21 protein-coding genes are annotated in these 19,647 nt (G+C 69.5%); 12 read left to right on the forward strand and 9 right to left on the reverse strand.

The window, feature by feature from the left end:
* Nucleotides 1–66 precede the first annotated feature (66 nt).
* From IFU30_RS06780 to IFU30_RS06790, 3 genes are all read left to right on the forward strand, one after another.
* Entirely contained in the window at nucleotides 67–1,404 is a 1,338-nt protein-coding gene (locus IFU30_RS06780; RefSeq protein WP_192004695.1) for an ABC transporter substrate-binding protein, read from the forward strand.
* The gene (locus IFU30_RS06785) at nucleotides 1,401–2,354 is read left to right on the forward strand and encodes a carbohydrate ABC transporter permease (RefSeq protein ID WP_370582582.1); all 954 of its coding nucleotides are present in this window, start codon (nucleotides 1,401–1,403) and stop codon (nucleotides 2,352–2,354) included. Before IFU30_RS06780 ends, IFU30_RS06785 begins: the two co-directional genes overlap by 4 nt.
* Nucleotides 2,355–2,443: 89 nt before the next feature.
* Nucleotides 2,444–3,268, forward strand: coding sequence for a carbohydrate ABC transporter permease (locus tag IFU30_RS06790; protein WP_249404724.1), 825 nt, complete (start codon nucleotides 2,444–2,446; stop codon nucleotides 3,266–3,268).
* A gap of 68 nt (nucleotides 3,269–3,336) precedes the next feature.
* Here the strand turns inward: IFU30_RS06790 and IFU30_RS06795 are convergent, their stop codons facing one another.
* Nucleotides 3,337–3,750, reverse strand: coding sequence for a hypothetical protein (locus IFU30_RS06795; RefSeq protein WP_064296639.1), 414 nt, complete (start codon nucleotides 3,748–3,750; stop codon nucleotides 3,337–3,339).
* 259 nt (nucleotides 3,751–4,009) lie between these two features.
* On the opposite strand from IFU30_RS06795, the gene IFU30_RS06800 reads away from it, so the two are divergent.
* Nucleotides 4,010–4,921, forward strand: coding sequence for an ROK family protein (locus IFU30_RS06800; RefSeq protein WP_192004697.1), 912 nt, complete (start codon nucleotides 4,010–4,012; stop codon nucleotides 4,919–4,921).
* Nucleotides 4,914–5,693, forward strand: coding sequence for a glucosamine-6-phosphate deaminase (locus IFU30_RS06805; RefSeq protein ID WP_192004698.1), 780 nt, complete (start codon nucleotides 4,914–4,916; stop codon nucleotides 5,691–5,693). Before IFU30_RS06800 ends, IFU30_RS06805 begins: the two co-directional genes overlap by 8 nt.
* Before the next feature lie 4 nt (nucleotides 5,694–5,697).
* On the opposite strand, the gene IFU30_RS06810 is transcribed toward IFU30_RS06805, so the two are convergent.
* Nucleotides 5,698–6,021, reverse strand: coding sequence for an AzlD domain-containing protein (locus tag IFU30_RS06810; protein ID WP_192004699.1), 324 nt, complete (start codon nucleotides 6,019–6,021; stop codon nucleotides 5,698–5,700).
* Entirely contained in the window at nucleotides 6,018–6,707 is a 690-nt protein-coding gene (locus tag IFU30_RS06815; RefSeq protein WP_192004700.1) for an AzlC family ABC transporter permease, read from the reverse strand. The genes IFU30_RS06810 and IFU30_RS06815 overlap by 4 nt, the downstream gene beginning before the upstream one ends.
* A 66-nt stretch (nucleotides 6,708–6,773) precedes the next feature.
* On the opposite strand from IFU30_RS06815, the gene IFU30_RS06820 reads away from it, so the two are divergent.
* Nucleotides 6,774–7,346 carry a helix-turn-helix domain-containing protein gene (locus IFU30_RS06820; RefSeq protein ID WP_191940659.1) on the forward strand — a complete coding sequence of 191 codons (573 nt, stop codon included), beginning with the start codon at nucleotides 6,774–6,776 and terminating at the stop codon, nucleotides 7,344–7,346.
* 59 nt (nucleotides 7,347–7,405) lie between these two features.
* On the opposite strand, the gene IFU30_RS06825 is transcribed toward IFU30_RS06820, so the two are convergent.
* The gene (locus tag IFU30_RS06825) at nucleotides 7,406–9,328 is read right to left on the reverse strand and encodes a BglG family transcription antiterminator (RefSeq protein WP_342450815.1); all 1,923 of its coding nucleotides are present in this window, start codon (nucleotides 9,326–9,328) and stop codon (nucleotides 7,406–7,408) included.
* A 187-nt stretch (nucleotides 9,329–9,515) separates the two neighbouring features.
* On the opposite strand from IFU30_RS06825, the gene IFU30_RS06830 reads away from it, so the two are divergent.
* The 6 genes from IFU30_RS06830 (at nucleotide 9,516) to IFU30_RS06855 (ending at nucleotide 15,093) form a co-directional block, all read left to right on the forward strand.
* The gene (locus tag IFU30_RS06830) at nucleotides 9,516–9,839 is read left to right on the forward strand and encodes a PTS sugar transporter subunit IIB (RefSeq protein ID WP_071259442.1); all 324 of its coding nucleotides are present in this window, start codon (nucleotides 9,516–9,518) and stop codon (nucleotides 9,837–9,839) included.
* Nucleotides 9,840–9,843: 4 nt separating this feature from the next.
* Nucleotides 9,844–10,119, forward strand: a complete 276-nt coding sequence (locus IFU30_RS06835) for an HPr family phosphocarrier protein (RefSeq protein WP_079705305.1) — start codon at nucleotides 9,844–9,846, stop codon at nucleotides 10,117–10,119.
* Nucleotides 10,120–10,123: 4 nt separating this feature from the next.
* Nucleotides 10,124–11,803, forward strand: coding sequence for a phosphoenolpyruvate--protein phosphotransferase (gene ptsP / locus IFU30_RS06840; RefSeq protein WP_192004701.1), 1,680 nt, complete (start codon nucleotides 10,124–10,126; stop codon nucleotides 11,801–11,803).
* Nucleotides 11,800–13,386, forward strand: coding sequence for a PTS mannitol transporter subunit IICB (locus IFU30_RS06845; protein ID WP_079705307.1), 1,587 nt, complete (start codon nucleotides 11,800–11,802; stop codon nucleotides 13,384–13,386). Before ptsP ends, IFU30_RS06845 begins: the two co-directional genes overlap by 4 nt.
* A gap of 118 nt (nucleotides 13,387–13,504) precedes the next feature.
* Nucleotides 13,505–13,939 carry a PTS sugar transporter subunit IIA gene (locus tag IFU30_RS06850; RefSeq protein ID WP_064296632.1) on the forward strand — a complete coding sequence of 145 codons (435 nt, stop codon included), beginning with the start codon at nucleotides 13,505–13,507 and terminating at the stop codon, nucleotides 13,937–13,939.
* Nucleotides 13,939–15,093 (forward strand): mannitol-1-phosphate 5-dehydrogenase, encoded by a 1,155-nt coding sequence (locus IFU30_RS06855; RefSeq protein WP_192004702.1) that lies wholly within the window; start codon nucleotides 13,939–13,941, stop codon nucleotides 15,091–15,093. The genes IFU30_RS06850 and IFU30_RS06855 overlap by 1 nt, the downstream gene beginning before the upstream one ends.
* 197 nt (nucleotides 15,094–15,290) lie before the next feature.
* Here IFU30_RS06855 and IFU30_RS06860 read toward each other — a convergent pair whose 3' ends face one another.
* The 5 genes from IFU30_RS06860 to IFU30_RS06880 are packed head-to-tail and all read right to left on the reverse strand — an operon-like array spanning nucleotide 15,291 to nucleotide 19,513.
* Complete coding sequence (locus tag IFU30_RS06860; RefSeq protein ID WP_079706244.1) at nucleotides 15,291–16,646, reverse strand: FAD-binding oxidoreductase; 1,356 nt, start codon at nucleotides 16,644–16,646, stop codon at nucleotides 15,291–15,293.
* 2 nt (nucleotides 16,647–16,648) lie between these two features.
* A complete protein-coding gene (gene nagA, locus IFU30_RS06865; protein ID WP_192004703.1) occupies nucleotides 16,649–17,803 on the reverse strand; it encodes an N-acetylglucosamine-6-phosphate deacetylase in 1,155 nt (384 codons plus the stop codon).
* Nucleotides 17,800–18,156, reverse strand: coding sequence for a YrdB family protein (locus tag IFU30_RS06870; RefSeq protein WP_234993927.1), 357 nt, complete (start codon nucleotides 18,154–18,156; stop codon nucleotides 17,800–17,802). Before IFU30_RS06870 ends, nagA begins: the two co-directional genes overlap by 4 nt.
* 40 nt (nucleotides 18,157–18,196) lie before the next feature.
* Nucleotides 18,197–19,093: a formyltetrahydrofolate deformylase gene (purU, locus tag IFU30_RS06875; RefSeq protein ID WP_370582583.1), complete on the reverse strand. Its 897-nt coding sequence runs from the start codon at nucleotides 19,091–19,093 to the stop codon at nucleotides 18,197–18,199.
* 27 nt (nucleotides 19,094–19,120) lie between these two features.
* A complete protein-coding gene (locus IFU30_RS06880) occupies nucleotides 19,121–19,513 on the reverse strand; it encodes a MerR family transcriptional regulator (RefSeq protein ID WP_191940665.1) in 393 nt (130 codons plus the stop codon).
* Between the last annotated feature and the right edge of the window lie 134 nt (nucleotides 19,514–19,647).

Below are 19,647 nucleotides of genomic sequence, written 5' to 3' on the forward strand. Positions count from 1 at the left end.
CGACGTCGGTCCGGACGGTCGTGTTAGCGTCGATGGACCACCTCGACGACGAAGTGAGGACCATCGATGTCACCGATGACGAGAAGACAGTTGCTCGCCTGGGCTGCAGCGGGTGGTGCGACCGCGCTCCTGGCGGGCTGTTCCACCCCGGGGACGGTGTCGCCGAACACCGGTCCGACGATCGCCCCGGCAGCCGCCGGCGAACGGATCACGCTCACGTACTGGGCCTGGTTGAAGGACCTCCAGAAGGTCGCGGACGTCTGGAACGCCGACCACCCGAACGTGCAGGTCGAGGCCGTGTGGATCCCCGGAGGCAACGACGGCGGGTATCAGAAGCTCTACTCGGCGCTCGCCGCGGGTGGTGGTCCGGACCTCGCGCAGGTCGAGATGCGGACGCTCCCCGAGTTCCTGCTCGTGAACGGGTTGGTCGACCTCCGGCGCTACGGCGCGGACGAGGTCGCGTCGCGGTACAACGAGACCCTCTGGAACCAGGTCTCCTACGTCGACGGGGTCTACGGGATCCCACAGGACTCCGGTCCGATGGCGCTCTATTACCGCCCGGACCTGCTCGACCGGGTGGGCGCGAAGCCCCCGGCCACCTGGGACGAGTGGTTCCAGGTGGCGGGGGCTGTGCGCGAGGCCGACATGTATCTGGATTGCTTCGCCCTCGACGACGCCTCGTGGTTCGCGGCCATGGCGACCCAGGCCGGCGCGTCCTGGTTCCGTGTCGACGGCGACCGGTGGATCGTGGACATGACGGACGACGCGACCCTGGAGACGGCCAGATTCTTCGACCGGGCCATCGACGAGGGCGTCATGACCACCTCCTACAGCCAGTTCTCACCGGCCTGGTTCGCCGCTGCGGCGAAGGACTCGATCGCGTCGCTCGCCGGAGCCAGCTGGGGAGACGCCCTCCTGCAGGGCGTCTCGGGGGCCGAGGGCAAGTGGCGGGTCGCGCCGTTGCCCCGGTGGGGGAGCGAGGGGTACGGCTCGACCTTCCAGGGCGGGTCCACGGCTGCCGTCCTCGCGAACAGCGCCCACCCGAGGGAGGCGCTCGAGTTCGCCGTGTGGATGACCACGAGCGACGCCGGCATCGACGCCATGATCGAGCACTCCGGCATCGGGTGGTCGCCGAACGACGCCTACATCGGCGCGCGCCGACAGCAACCGAGCGAGTTCTTCGGTGGCCAGAACTACAACGAGGAGGTCTTCGTGCCGGCGGCCAAGGAACAGAACAACGAGTGGCAGTGGTGGCCACTGACCCAGCAGACCTTCAACATCCTCGCCGACGGGTTCCGGGCCAAGGCCTCGGGCGGCACCCTCGTGGACGCCGTGGTCCAGGGACAGCGCGACGTCATCACCGCCTTCCGAAACAAGGGCCTCCGGATCGAGGCGGCGTCGTGAGCGCCGTCACGGAACGCCCGGCGCGCGGTGTGGCGGACGACCCGTCGCGGTCGGGAGCGCAACGACGACGCCGGACCTCGGTCGCGGCTCCGTGGGTGCTCCTCGGACCGTTCCTGGCGCTCTTCGTCCTCACCTTCATCCTGCCGATCATCGTCGCGATCGGCAGCAGCTTCCTCCGGGTCTCACGGAAGGGCGTCTTCGGCGAGGAAGGTGTCACGACCGAGTTCGCGTGGTTCTCCAACTACGCCCAGGCCCTGGAGAACGGCAACTTCATCGCCTCGATCGGCCGGATGCTCCTCTTCGGCGTCGTGCAGGTCACGGTCATGATCGCCCTGTGCACCCTGCTGGCGCTCCTCCTCGAGTCCGCCTCCGCGAAATGGCCGGGCTTCTTCCGGGCCGTGTACTTCCTGCCCTACGGCATCCCCGGCGTGATCGCGACGATCCTCTGGTCGTTCCTCTACGTCCCGGGACTCAGCCCGATCATCGACATCGCCGGGGCGATGGGGATCGAGCTCGACTTCCTCGGCGCAGGCACCGTGCTCTGGTCCATCGCCAACATCGTGACGTGGACCTACACCGGCTACAACATGATGATCATCGTCGCCCAGTTGAAGGCCATCCCCGGCGAGGTGTACGAAGCCGCGAAGGTCGACGGCGCCGGGCCGTTCCGCGTCGCGATGAGCATCCAGCTCCCGCTCATCCGGCCGGCGCTCATCCTCACGACCGTGTTCTCCATCATCGGCACGCTCCAGCTCTTCGCCGAGCCCCAGGTGCTGCAGACCGTGTCGCCCGCGATCGACAACGAGTACACGCCGAACCTCAGCGCCTACACGACCGCGTTCGCCTACAACGACTACAACGTCGCCGCAGCGCAGGCGGTGCTCATCGCCGTTGTCGCGTTCGCGCTGTCGTTCATCTTCCTGCGTCTGACGTCGAGGAGGGCATCATGAGCGAGACCCGGAGCATCACGACCGCGACCTCGTCGAAGCGTGCCCGGCGGCTGAGCGACCAGCAGGGTCGACCCGGTGGGTCCAGGGCGATGCGGGTGCTCGTGACGGGCATCCTCGTCGTCGTCGCGATCTACTTCCTGGTGCCGGTGTACTGGGTGGTGATCGCTGCGACCAAGAGCACCGAGGATCTGTTCGGCAGCAACGGCTTCCTCCTCGGCTCCGAGTTCTCATTGTGGTCGAACCTCCACGAGGTGCTCACCTACGACGGCGGCATCTTCGTCCGCTGGTTCGGCAACTCGGTGCTGTACGCGGGCGTGGGAGCCCTCATCGCGACGTACCTCGCCGCCGCAGGGGGGTACGCGCTCGCCAAGTACCGGTTCCGCGGGCGCAACCTCGTCTTCGGCACCATCCTCGGCGGGGTCCTCGTGCCGGGAACGGCCACCGCGCTCCCGCTGTTCCTGCTCTTCAGCCAGATGGGGCTCGCGAACACGTACTGGTCGGTGCTCCTGCCGTCGCTCGTCTCGCCGTTCGGGTTGTTCCTCTGCCGGATCTACGCCGACGCGACGATCGACGACTCGCTCATCGAGGCGGCACGGATCGACGGCGCGAGCGAGCTGCGGATCTTCCACACCGTGGGGCTGAAGATCCTCTCGCCCGCGCTCGTGACCGTCTTCCTCTTCCAGCTGGTCGGCATCTGGAACAACTACTTCCTGCCGCTCGTCATGCTGTCCGACAGCACGCTGTACCCGATCACCCTGGGCCTCAACAACTGGCGGAGCCAGGTCGACCGCCTGCCGGAGTTCTACGAGCTGACGACCGGCGGCGCGCTGTTGTCGATCATCCCGTTGGCGATCGCGATGATCGTGCTGCAACGCTTCTGGCGTGGCGGGCTCACCGAGGGATCCGTGAAGTAGCCGTCGGCCCGGAGACGGCGACGGGCCCCGGATCAGCCGATCCGGGGCCCGTCGTCAGTCGTGTCGAGCTAGAGGCTGCAGGTGTTGCCGAGCGTCGTGAACTCGTCCTGGAGCTTCGTGAGTGAATCGGTGAGCCCGGTCTGGTCGACGTTCTGCGGGTCGTCGACAGCCGTCTTCGCGACGTCGATGAAGTCGTTGAGCGCCTTCACCGAGTCGTTCGCCGCGGTCTTCACCTCGTCGTTGGTGACCTTGTCGGCCGCCGCCTTGAACGTTCCGGAGAAGTCGTCGAGCTGGGTGACGGCCGCCTCAGGGTCGGAGGACAGCGAGCTCAGGCCCGACTGCAGCTGCGAAGCCGACTCCGTCACCTCGGACTGGATGAGCTTGCACGCATCCTCTTTGCTCTGGGCGCCGCCGGCACAGCCGGTGAGGAGCAGGCCCGAGACGGCGATCGCGCCGAGGAATGCTGCTGCGTTCTTCTTCATGGTGGTGTGATTCCCCCGTGTTCGGTGCCCGTGGCGGGCCCGCCCGCGCGCTGCGGGTCGGCCTCCAGGCTACCCGGTGGAGCCCGCCACTCGCAGGCGTGCGCGGCCCGATCGTCGTGTGCGGTCGTCGTCGGCATGGACGCGAGCCCCGTTTATTTGTAAGCTTGGCGAACAAACCGGTGGTGCGAGCGGGTCGCACCACGGATCGAAGGAACCACAGCATGCAGACGCGCCACGACGCCCTCCGGAGACGAACCGCGTGAGGGTGGGACTCGACATCGGCGGCACGAAGACCGATGCCGTCGTCGTGACGGATGACGGCGCGCTCCTGCACCGGCTCAGGCTGGTCACCGGACGCGGTCCGGAAGCGGTCGTCGAAACCGCCGTCGAGGCCGTCAGCCGGCTCGCCGATGCCGTCGCGCGTCCGATCGACGCGTTCACGTCGGTCGGCGTCGGTATCCCCGGCCTCATCGTCCCGGGCACCGGCCGCGTGACCCACGCCGTCAACCTCGACGTGGAGGAACTCGAGCTCGGTGCGATCCTCGCCCAGCGCCTCGGGGTCCCCGTCGCCGTGGAGAACGATGTGAAGGCGGCGGCCCTCGGCGCCTGGCAGCTGCTCGACGGTTCCGGCACGATGGCCTACCTCAATCTGGGCACGGGCGTCGCCGCCGGCATCGTCACGGACGGCCGGCTCTGGCAGGGCTCGAGCGGGGTCGCCGGCGAGGTCGGGCATCTGTCGGTCGATCCGCTCGGTGACCGCTGCGGGTGCGGACAGCGCGGGTGCGTCGAGACCATGGCCGCCGGTGGTGCGGTCTCCGCCGCCTGGGGAGCCGACGTGGCGCTGCCGGTGCTCGACCTCTTCGACCATGCCGACGCCGGTGACCCGCGGGCCATCGCGCTCCGCGCACGCCTCGGTCACGGAGCGGCCGCGGCCGTCCGCATCCTGACCCTCACCGTCGACGCCGACGACATCGTCCTCGGAGGAGGACTCACCGCTCTCGGCGAGCGACTGCTCGCCGTCATCCGCGAGGCTCTGGCCGAATCCGCCGCCGGGTCTCGATTCGTCGCATCATTGCAACTGGAACAGCGCGTGCGCCTCGTGCCGACGGGATCCCCCGTCGCGGCCATCGGCGCAGCGCTCGTGGGAAGAGGAGAATCGTCGCATGGCTGAAGTCGTGATCGTGGGGGACAGCGGTGCCGCAGGCGCCCTCGTCGCGGAGGCGATCGTCTCCCTGATCGAGGAGCGTCCAGACGCCGTCCTCGGACTGGCGACGGGTTCGACACCGCTCCCCGTCTATGAGGCGCTCGCCGCACGCTCGCAGGGCCTCGACCTCTCGCAGGTGCGCGGGTTCGCCCTCGACGAGTACGTCGGCCTGCCGGCCGGGCACCCCGAGTCGTACCGTTCCGTCATCACCCGTGAGGTCGTCGAGCCGCTCGGCCTCGCGCCCGAGCGCATCCAGGTGCCGAACGGTGCGGCCGAGACCATCCAGCACGCCGGCGCCGACTACGAAGCGGCGATCCAGGCCGCCGGGGGCGTCGACCTGCAGATCCTCGGCATCGGCACCGACGGCCACATCGGGTTCAACGAGCCGGGCTCGTCGTTCGCCTCGCTCACCCGTGTGAAGACCCTGACGGAGCAGACCCGCCGAGACAACGCACGGTTCTTCGACTCGATCGACGACGTACCCATGCACTGCATCACCCAGGGACTCGGCACTATCCTCCGCGCGAGACACCTCGTCCTCCTCGCCTTCGGTGCGGGGAAGGCCGCTGCGATCGCCGCCGCGCTCGAGGGACCGCTCTCCGCGAACCTCCCCGGTTCGGCCGTGCAGCTGCACCCGCGTGCCACGGTGGTCCTCGACGAAGCGGCGGCGTCCGAGCTGCAGCACGCCGACTACTACCGCTACGCGTACGCCAACAAGCCCGCCTGGCAGGGCATCTGACGGCTCAGGCGACGCCCGCCAGGCGGAGGAGCGCCGTGGTGAGGGCTGCCGCGAGGACGATGACGACGAACGGCGCGTTCCTCCAGGCGAGGACGCCGGCGATCAGGACGCCCGAGAGTCGCGCGAATCCCGCGAACTGCTGGTCCTGGGTCAGCGCCGTGGTCGTGAGCACCGCCATGAGCAGGACGATGGCGGCGTCCGCGAGCAGTGTCTCGACCCGTTCCGAGACCTCGGTGCGGGTCCGCAGGAGTGGCCCGGCCAGGCGGAACGTGTAGGTGCCCACCGCGAGGATCACGATCCCGACCAGCACGAGCATCGACTGGTTCATGCGGTGGCCTCCGGCTTCGGTTGCTTCCGGCCGAAGCCGAAGAGGAGACCGACGAGCGACAACAGGACGGGGATCCCCGCAGGGAGGAACGGCGTCGCGGCGACGGCGACGACCGCGCCGACGAGTGCGGCTCGGCGCGTCCGGCGCTCGCGGAGGGCGGGGAAGATGAGGGCGAGTAGGACGGCGGGGAACATCACGTCGAGTCCGAAGGCGTCCGTGTCCTCGAGCACGGTGCCGGCGAACGCTCCGAGTGCTGCACCCGCCGGCCAGCAGAGGAGGATGCCGAGGCCACACGCCCAGAACGCGGCGCGCTTCCGCTCCAGGGTGTCCTGGTCGAGGGCGAAGACGACGGACTCGTCGTTGAGGAGGTGCGTCCCGAGCACGCGACGCCAGCCCGTACCGACGACCTCGTGGATCGCGAGGCCGAACGGCAGGTGACGGGCGTTCACGAGCAACCCTGCCAGGGCGGCGGTGAGCGGACTCCCGCCGGCCGCGACGATCCCGACGAACAGGATCTCCGATGCGCCGGCGAGGACGAGCAGGGCGAGCGCTAGCACGACCCAGGGCTGGATGCCCGAGTGCACGGCGACGGCTCCGTAGGAGATGCCGACCAGCCCGTCGGCGATGCAGACCAGCGCGATGGCCCGCGTGGCCGGCCGGCCGAGGTGACTCCATATCGAACGCACGTACACTATATTGAACGTCGATCAAGCGTTCGTCAAATCGAACGCGTAACACTCTGGAGCGAACGCATGACGCAGCTCGAACCATCCGACGACGGAGCACCGCACGCTGCGGTCGCGGCGGCGCTGACCCGCGAGCGGCAGCGCACCGGCCTGTCACTCGCGGAGGTGGCCCGTCGAGCCGGGATCGCGAAGTCGACCCTCTCGCAGCTGGAGGCGGGGCTCGGGAACCCGAGTCTCGAGACCCTCTGGGCACTCAGCGTCACCCTCGACGTCCCGTTCGCCCGCCTGGTCGAGCCGGTGCGGCGACCGGTCCAGGTGATCCGTGCCGGTGAGGGGCCGACCCTCGCCGCGTCCGGGGCGGATTACGTCGCGACGGTGCTGTCCGCGTGCCCGCCGAACGCCCGACGCGACATCTACCGCATCGTCGTCGAACCGGGGGAGCCGAGGCGTTCGGAGCCGCACATGCCGGGCGTCGTCGAGCACTGGATCCTCAGCACCGGTCGCGCGTCCGTCGGACCCGTCGGCGAGGAGGTCGAACTCGGCCCGGGGGACTACCTCGCCCACGCCGGGGACGTGCCGCACGTCTTCGAGGCACTCGAGCCGGGCACGACCGCCGTGGTGGTCACCGAGCACGTCTGAGCACCTCGACAAGCTCGGTGACCGGGACCGCTCGGTGACCGGGACCGCGCGACGGGTGCTCAGCCGTCGATGACGTGCACGAGCTCGTCGATGAAGCCGGCGAAGTCCTCGGAACGGCGGATGATCCGGGCGACGCTCGAGCGCTCCGAGAACACCTCGACGAACTGGTCGAACACCGTCTGGAACGCGGCACGACCCGATTCGCTGAACGCCACGAGTGCGACGACGCTCACGCGCGCTCCGCCCCACTCCATCGGCGTCTCGTTCACGGCGATCGCGATGGCCGTCGAGTGCGCGGTCATGGCCATGGCGTGCGGCACGGCCAGGGTGTCGGTGAACGCCGTCGACGACATGCGCTCCCGCTCGATCGCCGCGGTGAGGTAGCTCTCGTCGATGATCCCCCGGGCGATCATACGCTCGCCGAGCAGGCGGATCATGCCCTCCTCGTCCTCGGCATGCGCGTTCCGGAGGAAGAGGTCCGGGTGGAAGTACTGCAGCAGTTCGTCGGTGATCTCCGACAAGCGGGACGAACGACGGACGCGGCTGACCGCGGTGCGGACTCGCTCCACGTCGGCCGCGGTGAGGAACGGTTGGATGACGACGATGCCGTCGGCAGGGGCCGGTGGCTCGATCGTCGTGAGCACGAGGTCGGTGTCGATGGCGGCCCAGTCGACATCGGTGCGGGTGATGACGGATCGGACGTCGAGGACGTCGCCCAGCTGCGATTCGACGCGTCGGCGCAGCACCTCGTGCATGTCGTAGTAGCCGGCGGAGACGATCGTGGAGCCGAGCAGGGCCTCCTTGCGGGCCTTCTGCTCGAGCTGGGCGCCGACGTGCATCGCGATGTAGGCAATCTCGTCGTCGTTGATGATGATCGAGCCGTGCCGCTGCAGTTGGCTGGCGATGAAGACCGCGAGCTCGTAGATCATCGGGTACGAGGTCTTGATCGAGCGGGTCAGCGGATTGCGCGAGTAGGACTGGTCCTGTGCGCGACGGATGAGGTTCTGGACGTGGAGGGTGAGCCGGACGATGAAGTCCTCGTCGGAGAGGTCGACGAGGTACTCGCGGCCGGCACGGTCGACGGCCTGACGGACGGCGGCGAGGTCGTCCTGGTTGACGTAGTCGTCGACGAGGACCTCGGCGGGAGCCCCGCTGCCCGGCGTGACCACCCGCGTCACGAGCAGGTAGCTGAGGTAGACGAGGTCGCCCTCGCCGAGCGCGACGTGGAAGTGGGCGTCGACGAGCCGCGCCAGATCCTCAGCGACCGCCTCGACCTCCGGGGTGCGCGGAGCATGGTCTGCGGGCTCCGCCGGACGGTCCTTCGTGACCCGGTCGATGGCGATCGCGATGTGCAGCAGGACGTTCGCGATGCCGTACTCGTTGACGTAGTACCCGCGCGCGGTCAACGCCTCGAGCAGCTCGCCCTTGAACGGGCTGAACTCGTTCGGCGCGAACGCGCGTTGGAGCGCCTCGAGTTCGACGATGCCGCGATCGGTCTCGTCGCGGAACATCCGGCTGAGGAGACGTCTCCGCTCGGTCTCGCCGCCCGCCATCGTCACCGTCGATCCGGAACGGTCGAGCGTGAGGGCGGTGTCGGCGAGCATGGCGCGGACCCGGCCCAGGTCGCCCTCGACGGTCGACTCGCTGACGTGGAGCCGCTGTGCCGTCTCGTGCACGTCGATTCCCGAGGGGGCGCTGATGAGCAGCCGGACGAGCCCGTACAGCCGATCCCGCGGGGTCTCCGATTCGAACGCCGATGCGGCTCGTCGCCGGTAGACCGCATAGCCGTCGGCGTTCAGCCGATACCCGTTCGGCCCGGACTCGACGACGTCGTGCGGTGCCGTGCGGGTGTTGACCGCCGTGACGTAGCTGCGGACGCTGCGCGGCGTGACGCCGAGCACCTCCGCGACCTCCGTGGCCGTCGTCCAACCGTCCCGTCCCGCGAGGTAGCCGAGCATGCGGTCGTGTTTCTCGCGTGCCACGATGCCCTCTCCGTCGGTCGGCCGTCGCGCGGTCCGGGCGAACCGCTCCACCGAGTCAACCACCTTCCCGGCTGCTTCCGCGCGTTCGACGACCTTTCCGCCCCGGCGGAAGAGCTTCTGGTGGAGCCGCGAGGAGCGCGACGGAATGATGGATTGGTAGGCAATCGGCGGTTCTGGAGAAGGTTCGATGAAGATCCTGGTGATTTGCGGCGCGGGTGCGTCGAGCACGTTCATGGCCCAACGCCTGCGTCGCGCAGCAGCCGACCGATCGATCGACGTCTCCGTCGCGGCCGGTGCCGAATCACAGGTCCTCGGCGGCACGATCGCCCTCGACGGTGTCGACGTCCTGCTCGTCGGCGCCCACCTCGCCGACCACGAGGCCGCGTTGCGTGCAGCGGCCGAGCCCACCGGCACCGCGGTCGCCGTCCTGCCCGGCGACGTCTTCGGCGTCGAGGGTGGCGCGCGAGCCCTCGAACTCGTCCTCTCGATCCAATCACCAACCAGGAGGTAACCCCATGGCAACTCGAACCGTCCGCATCGGCTCGTCGCACGGCCTGCATGCCAGGCCCGCGAAGCTGTTCACGCAGGCTGCGAAGGACGCCGGGGTCCCGGTGACGATCGCGAAGGGCAGCGGCAAGCCCGTCAACGCGGCGAGCATCCTCGGCGTGATCGCGCTCGCCGTCGAGCACGGCGACTACGTGACCCTGTCCGTCGACGGCGAGGGCGCCGCAACCGAGGGCACCCTCGACACGCTCTCCGAGCTCCTGGTGACCGACCATGACGAGCAGTAGTCCGATGACCGCGTTCCAGGGCATCGGCATCGGCCAGGGCGTCGCCGTCGGCCCGGTGGCCCGTATGGCCGACCCGCTCCCCGCCCCCGCCGACGTCGCCAGCACCCTCGACCTCGCGACCGAGACCGAGCGCGCGAACACCTCCCTCGCCGCGGTCGCCCGTGAGCTCGAGGCCCGAGGCGCCGCCGCCGGTGGTGCCGCTCGTGACGTCCTCGAGGCCCAGGCGATGATGGCGGAGGACCCGACCCTCGCCGAGGAGATCGCCACGCGGCTCGCGGACGGCAAGACCGCCGAGTGGGCCGTCTACGCGGCCTTCGCCTCGTTCCGCGACCAGCTCGCTGCGATGGGCGGCTACCTCGGGGAGCGCGCCGCCGACCTCGACGACGTGTCGCAGCGGGTCATCGCCGACCTCATGGGCGTGCCGGCCCCCGGCGTCCCCTCGCCCGGCCACCCGTTCATCCTCGTCGCCCGCGACCTCGCGCCGGCCGACACCGCTCTCCTCGACCTCGACCTGGTCCTGGGCCTCGTCACGAGCGACGGCGGCCCGACTTCGCACACGGCGATCCTCGCCCGCGAGAAGTCGATCGTCGCGATCGTCGGCGTCGTCGGAGCAGCCGAACTGACCGACGGCACGACGCTCGTCGTCGACGCGGCAACCGGTGAGGTCACGGTCGATCCGACCCCCGAGCTCGTCGCCGCCACGGAGCAGCGCATCGCCGACCGACTCGCGCTCGTGAACGCACCGGCCGTCCCCGGTGCACTGGCCGACGGCACCCCCGTGCCGCTGCTCGCGAACCTGGGCTCGGCCGAGCACGCCGACGCCGCCGCGGAGCTCGGCGCCGAGGGCGTCGGCCTCTTCCGCACCGAGTTCCTCTTCCTCGACCAGGCGCTCGCACCGACGGTCGAGCAGCAGCGGGCGCACTACGAGAAGCTCCTGAACGCCTTCCCCGGCCAGAAGGTCGTCGTGCGCGTCCTCGACGCCGGTGCCGACAAGCCGTTGGCGTTCCTGAACGACGCGCACGAGGACAACCCGGCGCTCGGACTCCGCGGCCTCCGTGCGTTGCGGGCGAGCGAGGACATCCTGCGCGAGCAGCTCACGGCGCTCGCCCAAGCCGACGCGGCGACGAACGCCGACCTGTGGGTCATGGCCCCGATGGTGTCGACCGTCGAGGAGACGAAGTACTTCATGGCGATCGCCGCCGAGTACGGTCTGAAGACGCCCGGCGTCATGGTGGAGGTGCCGTCGAGCGCCCTCCTCGCCGACCGCGTCCTCGCCCACGCCGGATTCGCGTCGATCGGCACCAACGACCTCACGCAGTACACGCTCGCCGCGGACCGCCTGCTCGGTTCCGTCGGCGCGTTCCAGGACCCGTGGCACCCGGCGGTCCTCCGCCTCGTGCAGCTCGTCGGCGAAGCCGGCCAGCACCACGGCAAGCCGGTCGGCATCTGCGGCGAAGCAGCCGCCGACCCGCTCCTCGCCGTCGTCCTCGTCGGACTCGGCGCCACCACCCTGTCCATGTCACCGTCGGCGCTCGCCGACGTCCGTCACTCCCTCCAGCAGTACACGCTCGACGATGCCCGGCGCATCGCGGCAGCAGCACTGGCCGCCGACGGTGCGGCCGAAGCCAGGGCAGCGGCCACCGCTGCAACGACTCCCGAAATGAAAGAGGCAACATCATCATGACAACGACGTCTACTCCCAAGAAGCCGGGAGGTGCACGAGTCGGCGTTCAGCGATTCGGCACCTTCCTCTCCGGCATGGTCATGCCGAACATCGCGGCCTTCATCGCCTGGGGCCTCATCACCGCCTTCTTCATCGCGACCGGCTGGTTCCCGAACGGGATCCTCGGCGGCTTCGGCAACGCCGACCTCATCGGTTGGCAGGGTGCCGCGACGGCGCTCGCGCAGGCCGACGACGGCACGACCTTCCCGCAGTACGTCGGCCTCGTCGGCCCGATGATCACGTACCTGCTCCCGCTGCTCATCGCGAACACCGGTGGCCGCATGATCTACGGTGAGCGTGGCGGCGTCGTCGCGTCCATCGCGACCATGGGTGTCATCGTCGGCAGCGCGATCCCGATGTTCATCGGTGCGATGATCATGGGCCCGCTCGCCGCATGGCTCATGAAGCAGGTGGACCGGATCTGGGACGGCAAGATCAAGGCCGGCTTCGAGATGCTGGTCAACAACTTCTCCGCGGGTATCCTCGGAGCCATCCTCGCCATCGGCGGCTTCTTCGGTATCGCACCGATCGTCACCGCGCTCAGCAGCTTCCTCGAGGGCATCGTCGACTGGCTCGTCGCCAACTCGCTCCTGCCGATCGCGAGCATCTTCATCGAGCCCGGCAAGATCCTCTTCCTCAACAACGCCATCAACCACGGTGTGCTGACCCCGCTCGGTGTCCAGCAGTCCGAGGAGACCGGCAAGTCGATCCTGTTCCTCCTCGAGGCGAACCCCGGCCCGGGCCTCGGCATCCTGCTCGCGTTCTGCTTCTTCGGAATCGGTCTCGCGAAGGCGTCGGCCCCCGGCGCGGTCATCATCCAGTTCTTCGGTGGCATCCACGAGATCTACTTCCCGTACGTGCTCATGAAGCCGATGCTGGTCCTGGCCGCGATCGGTGGCGGCATGGCCGGTGTGGCGACGAACGTCGCGTTCAACACGGGTCTCCGCGCCCCGGCCTCGCCCGGCAGCATCATCGCCGTGCTCATCCAGACCGCACCCGACAGCTACTTCGGCGTGATCCTGTCGGTCATCGTCGCAGCAGCCGTCTCGTTCGGGATCTCCGCGATCATCCTGCGGGCCAGCCGGAAGCGCGACCTCGAGAACGAGAACGCCGGTGACCTCTCGGCCGCCGTCGCCGCGACCGAAGCCGCCAAGGGCAAGAAGTCGAGCGTGCTCGGCAACCTCTCCGCCGGAAGCGCCGCAGCCGGTGCGGACGTCGTCGACGAGGGCGTCGTCACGACGCTCGAGCGCGGCCCGATCCGCAACATCGTCTTCGCCTGCGACGCCGGTATGGGTTCGAGTGCGATGGGCGCCTCGGTGCTCCGCAACAAGATCAAGAAGGCCGGCATCGACGAGATCACCGTCACCAACAAGGCGATCGCGAACCTCGCCGACGACGTCGACCTCGTCATCACCCAGCGCGAGCTGACGGAGCGCGCGAAGGAGAAGACCCCGAGTGCCGTGCACATGTCGGTCGACAACTTCATGAACTCTCCGAAGTACGACGAAGTGGTGGAGTTGCTCCGCGGAGAGGGAGCACACTAGCAACGGAACGATCCCGGGGCGCACGCGAAGGGCGTGCGCCCCGAGGCTCCATCCACCGCCCTTCATCCGGCTCCGGACCGCACCGGCGGAGCCCCGCACGACGAATGCAGAGGAAGACATGTCGCAGGTACTGACCCAGGATCGGATCACCATCGTCACCGGGACGGTGACGCAGGAGGAGGCCATCCGCCGAGCTGCCGACGCCCTCGAAGCGGCCGGCGCCGTGACTGACGAGTACTTCGAGGCCATGCTCGCCCGCGAGCAGTCCGTGTCGACCTACATGGGCAACCTCCTCGCCATCCCGCACGGGACGAACGACGCGAAGGAGGCGGTCCGCGATTCCGCCCTGTCGTTCACTCGCTACGAGACCCCCATCGACTGGGACGGCGACGAGGTCCGCTTCGTCGTCGGCATCGCCGGCAAGGACGGCGGGCACATGGAGATCCTCTCCAAGATCGCCATCATCTTCTCCGAGGACGACGAGGTCGCCAAGCTGCTCGCAGCCGAGACGCCTGAGGAGCTCTACGCGCTCCTGAGCGAGGTCAACGAGTGATGCGAGCCGTCCACTTCGGCGCCGGCAACATCGGGCGCGGCTTCGTCGGCCTGCTCCTCCACGAGGGTGGCTACGAGGTCGTCTTCGCGGACGTCAACGCCGAGCTCCTCGATGCGATCGCCGCGGCCGACAGCTACACGGTGCACGAGGTGGGCGACGGCGCGAAGGACACGGTCGTCACCGGGTTCCGTGCGATCAACAGCGCCACCGACGAGGAGGCCCTCGTCCAGGAGATCGCCACCGCCGACGTGGTGACCACCGCCGTCGGGCCGACCATCCTGCGCTTCGTCGCTCCGGTCATCGCGCGTGGGATCGCCGCCCGTCCGGCCGACGCCGCTCCGCTCGCCGTCATGGCCTGCGAGAACGCGATCAACGCCACCGACCTCCTCGCCACCGAGGTGCGCCAGGCGGTCGGCGACGAGGCCTGGGCGTCGCTGTCGACCCGGGCCGTGTTCGCGAACACGGCCGTGGACCGCATCGTCCCGGGCCAGCCCGCCGGGCAGGGCATCGACGTGACCGTCGAGACCTTCTACGAGTGGGCGATCGAGACCCCGGCGTTCAACGGCTCGCTGCCGTCGATCCCCGGTGCCCACTTCGTCGAGGAGCTCGCGCCGTACATCGAGCGGAAGCTCTTCACCGTGAACACCGGCCACGCCTCCGTCGCCTACTTCGGTGCGCGCGCCGGTATCGGGACCATCGCCGAAGCACTCGCCGAGCCGTCCATCGCCGTAGCCGTCGGTGCGGTGCTGGAGGAGACCTCCGCGCTGCTCGTCGCCAAGCACGGGCTCGACGTCGACGCGCAACGCGAGTACCGCGAGACGATCCTCCGTCGCTTCGCGAACGTGCACCTGCCCGACACCGTGGAGCGCGTCGGTCGGCAGCCGCTGCGCAAGCTGAGCCGGACCGAGCGGTTCATCGGACCCGCCGCAGAGCTGGCGGAGCGCGGCATGGCCCACGACGCCCTCGTCTCGGCCATCGGTGCCGCGCTCGAGTTCGACGTCGCCGACGACGAGCAGAGTGTCCACCTGCAGGCGAAGCTCCACGAGCTCGCGCCGGGCACCTTCGTCGAGGAGGTCACCGGCCTCGCTCCCGAGCACCCGTTGGCTCCCGCGGTGCTCGCGCAGGTCGTCGCCCGACAGGCATCGCTCGCGTAACACCCTTCGACAGGCTCAGGGACCGGATCCGTCCGGACCCTGGGCCTGTCGCCGTTCCCGGAGCCTGTTCCGGTCCCTGAGCCTGCCTCCGGCCGCCCGTCGTCGGTCCCTGAGCGCGCCCCATTCCGGTCCCTGAACGCCCCTCATTCCGGTCCGTGAGCGCCCCTCATTCCGGTCCCTGAGCCTGTCGAAGGGTCTCAGAACATCTTGCCCGGGTTGAGGAGGTTCTCCGGGTCGAAGAGCCGCTTGATCCCGTGCTGGAGCGCGAGCTGATCTTCGCCGAGCTCGTCGCCGAGCCAGCGCTTCTTGAGCAGGCCGATGCCGTGCTCGCCGGTGAGGGTACCGCCGAGCCGCAGTGCGGTGGTGAAGAGGTCGTCGGCGGCCTGCCAGATGAGGTCTGGTACCTCGACACCCTCGAAGACGAAGTTCGGGTGGAGGTTCCCGTCGCCCGCGTGCGCGACCGTGGGGATGGAGATGCCGTACCGGCGCTCGATCTCGCCGATCGCCGTGAACATCGCCGCCAACTGACTGCGGGGGACCGACACGTCTTCGATAAGCGGGGTGCCGAACTGCTCGAGCGAGGGATGCAGGGCGCGGCGGACGGCTAACAGGTGCTCACCCGTCGCGTGGTCGGTGGACATCTCGGCACGCCCGCCGCCGGCGTGGAGCACCTCGAGGATTGCAGCGGCCTCCGCCTCGGCGTTCGGGCCGTCGGTCTGGATCACGACGTGCGCCTCGCCGCTGGTCGGGGTCGGCAGCTGCAGGTAGCGGTGCACGGCGACGAGCGCGACGGGGTCGAGCAGTTCCATGATCGACGGCTGGACACCGGACGCGGTGACGGCGGCGGTGGCCTCTGCTGCCGAGACCACGCTCGGGAAGTACCCGGCGATGGTCGCGACGGTGCCCGGCGTCACGCGCCGGATGCGGACGGTCGCCTCGACGATGACGCCGAGGACGCCCTCGGAGCCGACCATGAGACTCGTGAGGTCGAGGCCGGTGACCCCCTTCACGCTCCGGTGCCCGACGCTGATGAGCCGTCCGTCGGCCAGGACCACTTTGAGGGCGAGGACGGCGTCGCGCGTCACGCCGTACTTGGCGCACAGCAGGCCGCCGGCACCGGTCGCGATGTTCCCACCCACGGTCGAGATCGCGCGGCTCGCCGGGTCGGGCGCGAACCAGAGTCCACGGGCGAGCAGGAGGTCGTTGAAGGCGCCGTTGATGATGCCCGGCTCGACCACCGCGAGGAGGTCGGGTTCGTTGATCTCCAGGACGCGCTGCATCTCGAGCGTCGACAGGACGATCTCGCCCGCGCCGCCGAGCGCGCCGCCGGCCAATCCGGTACCGGCGCCGCGCGTCACGACCGGCGTCCCGGTCGCGGTGGCGATCCGCATGACCGTCTGGACGTCTTCGATGGAGCGCGCGGAGACCACGGCGATCGGTGGGGCGTCGGACACGTGACCCGACTTGTCGGACCGTGCGTCCGCGAGGACGGCGTCCGTCGTCGAGACCGCGTCGCCGAGGGCGTCACGGAGGGCGTCGAGGACGGTCTGCATCGTCATCGCGGCAGGGCTGATCCGTCGGCCCAGACCGCCTGGACGTTCCACTGGTGGTCGAGGAGGACGGCGTCCGCGGCGTATCCCGGGGCCAGCCGACCGAAGCGGTCGGCGAGGCCGAGGACACGGGCCGGGGTGCTCGTGAGGGCACCGACCGCCGCGTCCGCCGCCACACCGCTCGCGACGGCGAGTCGGAGCGCCCGGTCGAGCGTCAGCGTGGAGCCGGCGATCGAGTCGCCTTCCACGAGCCGCGCCAGACCGTCCGTCACCTGGACTTCGAGCGCGCCCAGGAGGTAACGGCCGTCGGAAGAGCCGGCTGCGGCCATCGCGTCGGTGATGAGTGCGACGCGGCCCGGGGCCCGCTCGAAGGCGAGCTTGGCGACGTCGGGGTGCACGTGTTCGCCGTCGAGGATGAGCTCGACCGTGACCCGCTCGTCGGCGAAGGAGGCGATGATCGGTCCGGGCGCACGGTGGTGGATCCCGTTCATCGCGTTGAACACGTGGGTGACGAGTCGGGCACCGAGATCGAACGCCGTCTTCGTCAGTGCCTCGTCGGCGTCGGTGTGACCCACGGCGACGATGACGCCGGCCTCGACGAGGACCTGGATCGCCTCGAGGGCGTTCGGCAGCTCAGGGGCGATCGTGATCTGCCGCAGCGTGCCGCGGCTCGCGTCGATGAGGCGTTCGACGACCGCCGGGCTCGGGTCGATGAGCGCCCCGGGGTCGTGCGCGCCCTTCTTGGCCGGTGAGAGGAACGGACCTTCGAGGTGGGCTCCGAGGACCAGGGGATCCTCCGCGACGAGGTCGGCGATCCCCTCGAGGCTCGCGACGAGGGCGTCGACCGGGTTCGACACGAGACTGATGAGCGTCCTCGTGGTCCCGTGTGCCCGGTGCACCGCGAGTGCGCGTCCGATGGCGTCGCGTCCGTCGTCGAAGGACGACCCGCCGCCACCGTGGACGTGGAGGTCGATGAACCCCGGCGTGAGGTGGCCGCCGTGTGCGTTGTGGACGGATGCGCCGTCGCCGACGGGGATGGAGCGCCAGTCGTCGCCGGTGCCGGTGGAGCGGATGACCCCGTCGACCGCGTGCAGCCAGAAGGCGTCCTGGTGGCCGTCGACGTCGACCTTGGTGGCGGAGTGGATCAGGAGCTCGGTCATGCGAGCTGCTTCCGGCCGCGGACGACACCACTGGCGACGGCGACCACGGCGAAGACGGTCGCGATGATCGGCTGCCCGAGGTGCAACCAGGCGAGCGCCGCCGCCGCGAAGATGAGGAGCTCGACGACCGCCTGGCCGTAGAGGTCGATGCGGATCACGGCGCGCGGCGAGAGGAACAGCGCCCAGAGGATGATCGCCACGACCGGCGCGGCGATCCCGACGACCACGTTCAGGGGGAACGGCCACACCGCGACGCCCCAGAAGCCGAGCGAGAAGAAGGCGAAGAGTTCGAGGAAGAACCGCAGGATCTCGTTGGGGCCGATCTTCACGTCGGCGGGAGTTCGTTCAGACACCACACGATTCTACGGCGCGTGGCAGCGAGCCCGCTCCGGGTCAGCGGAAGATGATCGTGCGCGCACCGTCGAGGAGGACGCGGTCCTCGGCGAACCACTTCACCGCCTGGGTGAGGGTGCGGCTCTCCTCGTCCTGGCCGATGGCGACGAGCTCCGCGGGGGAGCGGGAGTGGTCCACGCGGACGACGTTCTGCTCGATGATCGGTCCCTCGTCGAGGTCGCTCGTCACGAAGTGCGCCGTCGCACCGATGAGCTTGACGCCGCGCGCATGCGCCTGCTTGTAGGGGTTCGCGCCCTTGAAACCGGGCAGGAAGGAGTGGTGGATGTTGATGGCGCGACCGGCGAGGCGCTCGCAGAGCTCGGGGGAGAGGATCTGCATGTACCTGGCGAGGACGACGAGCTCGATGTCGTGCTCCTCGACGGCCTCGACGACCCTGGCCTCGAACGCCGCCTTCGAGGCGGCGTCCGTCACGGGCAGCGCCTCGAAGGGCACGCCGTAGAAGGAGGCGAGATCGCGGAGTGAACCGTGGTTGCTGAGCACGAGGGGGATCTCGACCGGGAGCTGGCCGGCCCGTTGACGGAAGAGGAGGTCGTTGACGCAGTGTGCCGCCGTCGAGGCCAGGACGAGCGTCCGGAGCGGACGACCGACGACGTCGAGCCGCCACTGGAGGGCGTACCGCTCGACGACCGGTGCGATGGCCGCCTCGAAGCGCTCGCGCGAGACCGCCGCCTCGACCTGGAGCCGCATGAAGAACCGCCCGGTGTCATCGCTCGAGAACTGCTGGCTCTCGGTGATGTTGCCGTCGGCCTCGACGATCGCACCGCTGATCGCGTGCACGATGCCGGGCCGGTCCTCGCAGATGATCGAGAGCACCCAGTGGACGGAGCGCTCGTGCGTGGTCGATGGCACAGCGGAGGGATCGGTCGAGTTCGTCACCGACTCAGGTTACCGGGACCCGACGGCTCAAGCCGCAGGGACGGACCGCTCGTCGACGAGGTCGGCGTGGGAGGACTGCCGCAGGTACGACCGCACCGTCTCGCGGCTCTGTCGCAGGCAGTCGATGCGGGCGTCGATCGAGGCGATCTGCGCGTGGAGCGACTCGGCCGTCGCGCGGGAGCAGTCGGGCACGGCACGCGAGGTGCGTGCGTCGTCGAGATCGAGGACCACGCGCACGAGACGGGTCGTGAGCCCCGCGTCGAACAGGTTGTCGACCGTGACGACGTGGTCGATCGCGGACGGTTCGTACTCCTCGGGCGCGTGCGACGCGCGCACGGGCGCCAGGAGTCCCTCCTCCTCGTAGGAGCGGAGCCGGGTGGCCGGGACACCCGTTCGTTCAGCGAGTTCTGCAATGCGCATGAGCGGCCTCTCTGTCACCTTCACGTCAGCTGCAACGTCGGATCGAGCCCTCCGCATTCCCGCCCTCGGGTAGACTCGTCCGCGGTCGCCGGATGTCGGTTGACCCTGGGCGCGCACATCAGCGCGTAGACGAA

Source organism: Plantibacter sp. CFBP 8798 (assembly GCF_014841195.1).
Classification (GTDB): domain Bacteria; phylum Actinomycetota; class Actinomycetes; order Actinomycetales; family Microbacteriaceae; genus Plantibacter; species Plantibacter auratus.

Excerpts from the sequence above, each read along its gene's own strand:
- nagA (WP_192004703.1), bottom strand. The coding sequence starts at position 17,803 with ATGACCGAGCTCCTGATCCACTCCGCCACCAAGGTCGACGTCGACGGC.
- ptsP (WP_192004701.1), top strand. The coding sequence starts at position 10,124 with ATGACCGCGTTCCAGGGCATCGGCATCGGCCAGGGCGTCGCCGTCGGC.
- IFU30_RS06845 (WP_079705307.1), top strand. The coding sequence starts at position 11,800 with ATGACAACGACGTCTACTCCCAAGAAGCCGGGAGGTGCACGAGTCGGC.
- IFU30_RS06850 (WP_064296632.1), top strand. The coding sequence starts at position 13,505 with ATGTCGCAGGTACTGACCCAGGATCGGATCACCATCGTCACCGGGACG.
- IFU30_RS06805 (WP_192004698.1), top strand. The coding sequence starts at position 4,914 with ATGGCTGAAGTCGTGATCGTGGGGGACAGCGGTGCCGCAGGCGCCCTC.
- IFU30_RS06880 (WP_191940665.1), bottom strand. The coding sequence starts at position 19,513 with ATGCGCATTGCAGAACTCGCTGAACGAACGGGTGTCCCGGCCACCCGG.
- IFU30_RS06795 (WP_064296639.1), bottom strand. The coding sequence starts at position 3,750 with ATGAAGAAGAACGCAGCAGCATTCCTCGGCGCGATCGCCGTCTCGGGC.
- IFU30_RS06830 (WP_071259442.1), top strand. The coding sequence starts at position 9,516 with ATGAAGATCCTGGTGATTTGCGGCGCGGGTGCGTCGAGCACGTTCATG.
- IFU30_RS06860 (WP_079706244.1), bottom strand. The coding sequence starts at position 16,646 with ATGCAGACCGTCCTCGACGCCCTCCGTGACGCCCTCGGCGACGCGGTC.
- IFU30_RS06855 (WP_192004702.1), top strand. The coding sequence starts at position 13,939 with ATGCGAGCCGTCCACTTCGGCGCCGGCAACATCGGGCGCGGCTTCGTC.
- IFU30_RS06810 (WP_192004699.1), bottom strand. The coding sequence starts at position 6,021 with ATGAACCAGTCGATGCTCGTGCTGGTCGGGATCGTGATCCTCGCGGTG.
- IFU30_RS06820 (WP_191940659.1), top strand. The coding sequence starts at position 6,774 with ATGACGCAGCTCGAACCATCCGACGACGGAGCACCGCACGCTGCGGTC.
- IFU30_RS06835 (WP_079705305.1), top strand. The coding sequence starts at position 9,844 with ATGGCAACTCGAACCGTCCGCATCGGCTCGTCGCACGGCCTGCATGCC.
- IFU30_RS06790 (WP_249404724.1), top strand. The coding sequence starts at position 2,444 with ATGCGGGTGCTCGTGACGGGCATCCTCGTCGTCGTCGCGATCTACTTC.
- IFU30_RS06780 (WP_192004695.1), top strand. The coding sequence starts at position 67 with ATGTCACCGATGACGAGAAGACAGTTGCTCGCCTGGGCTGCAGCGGGT.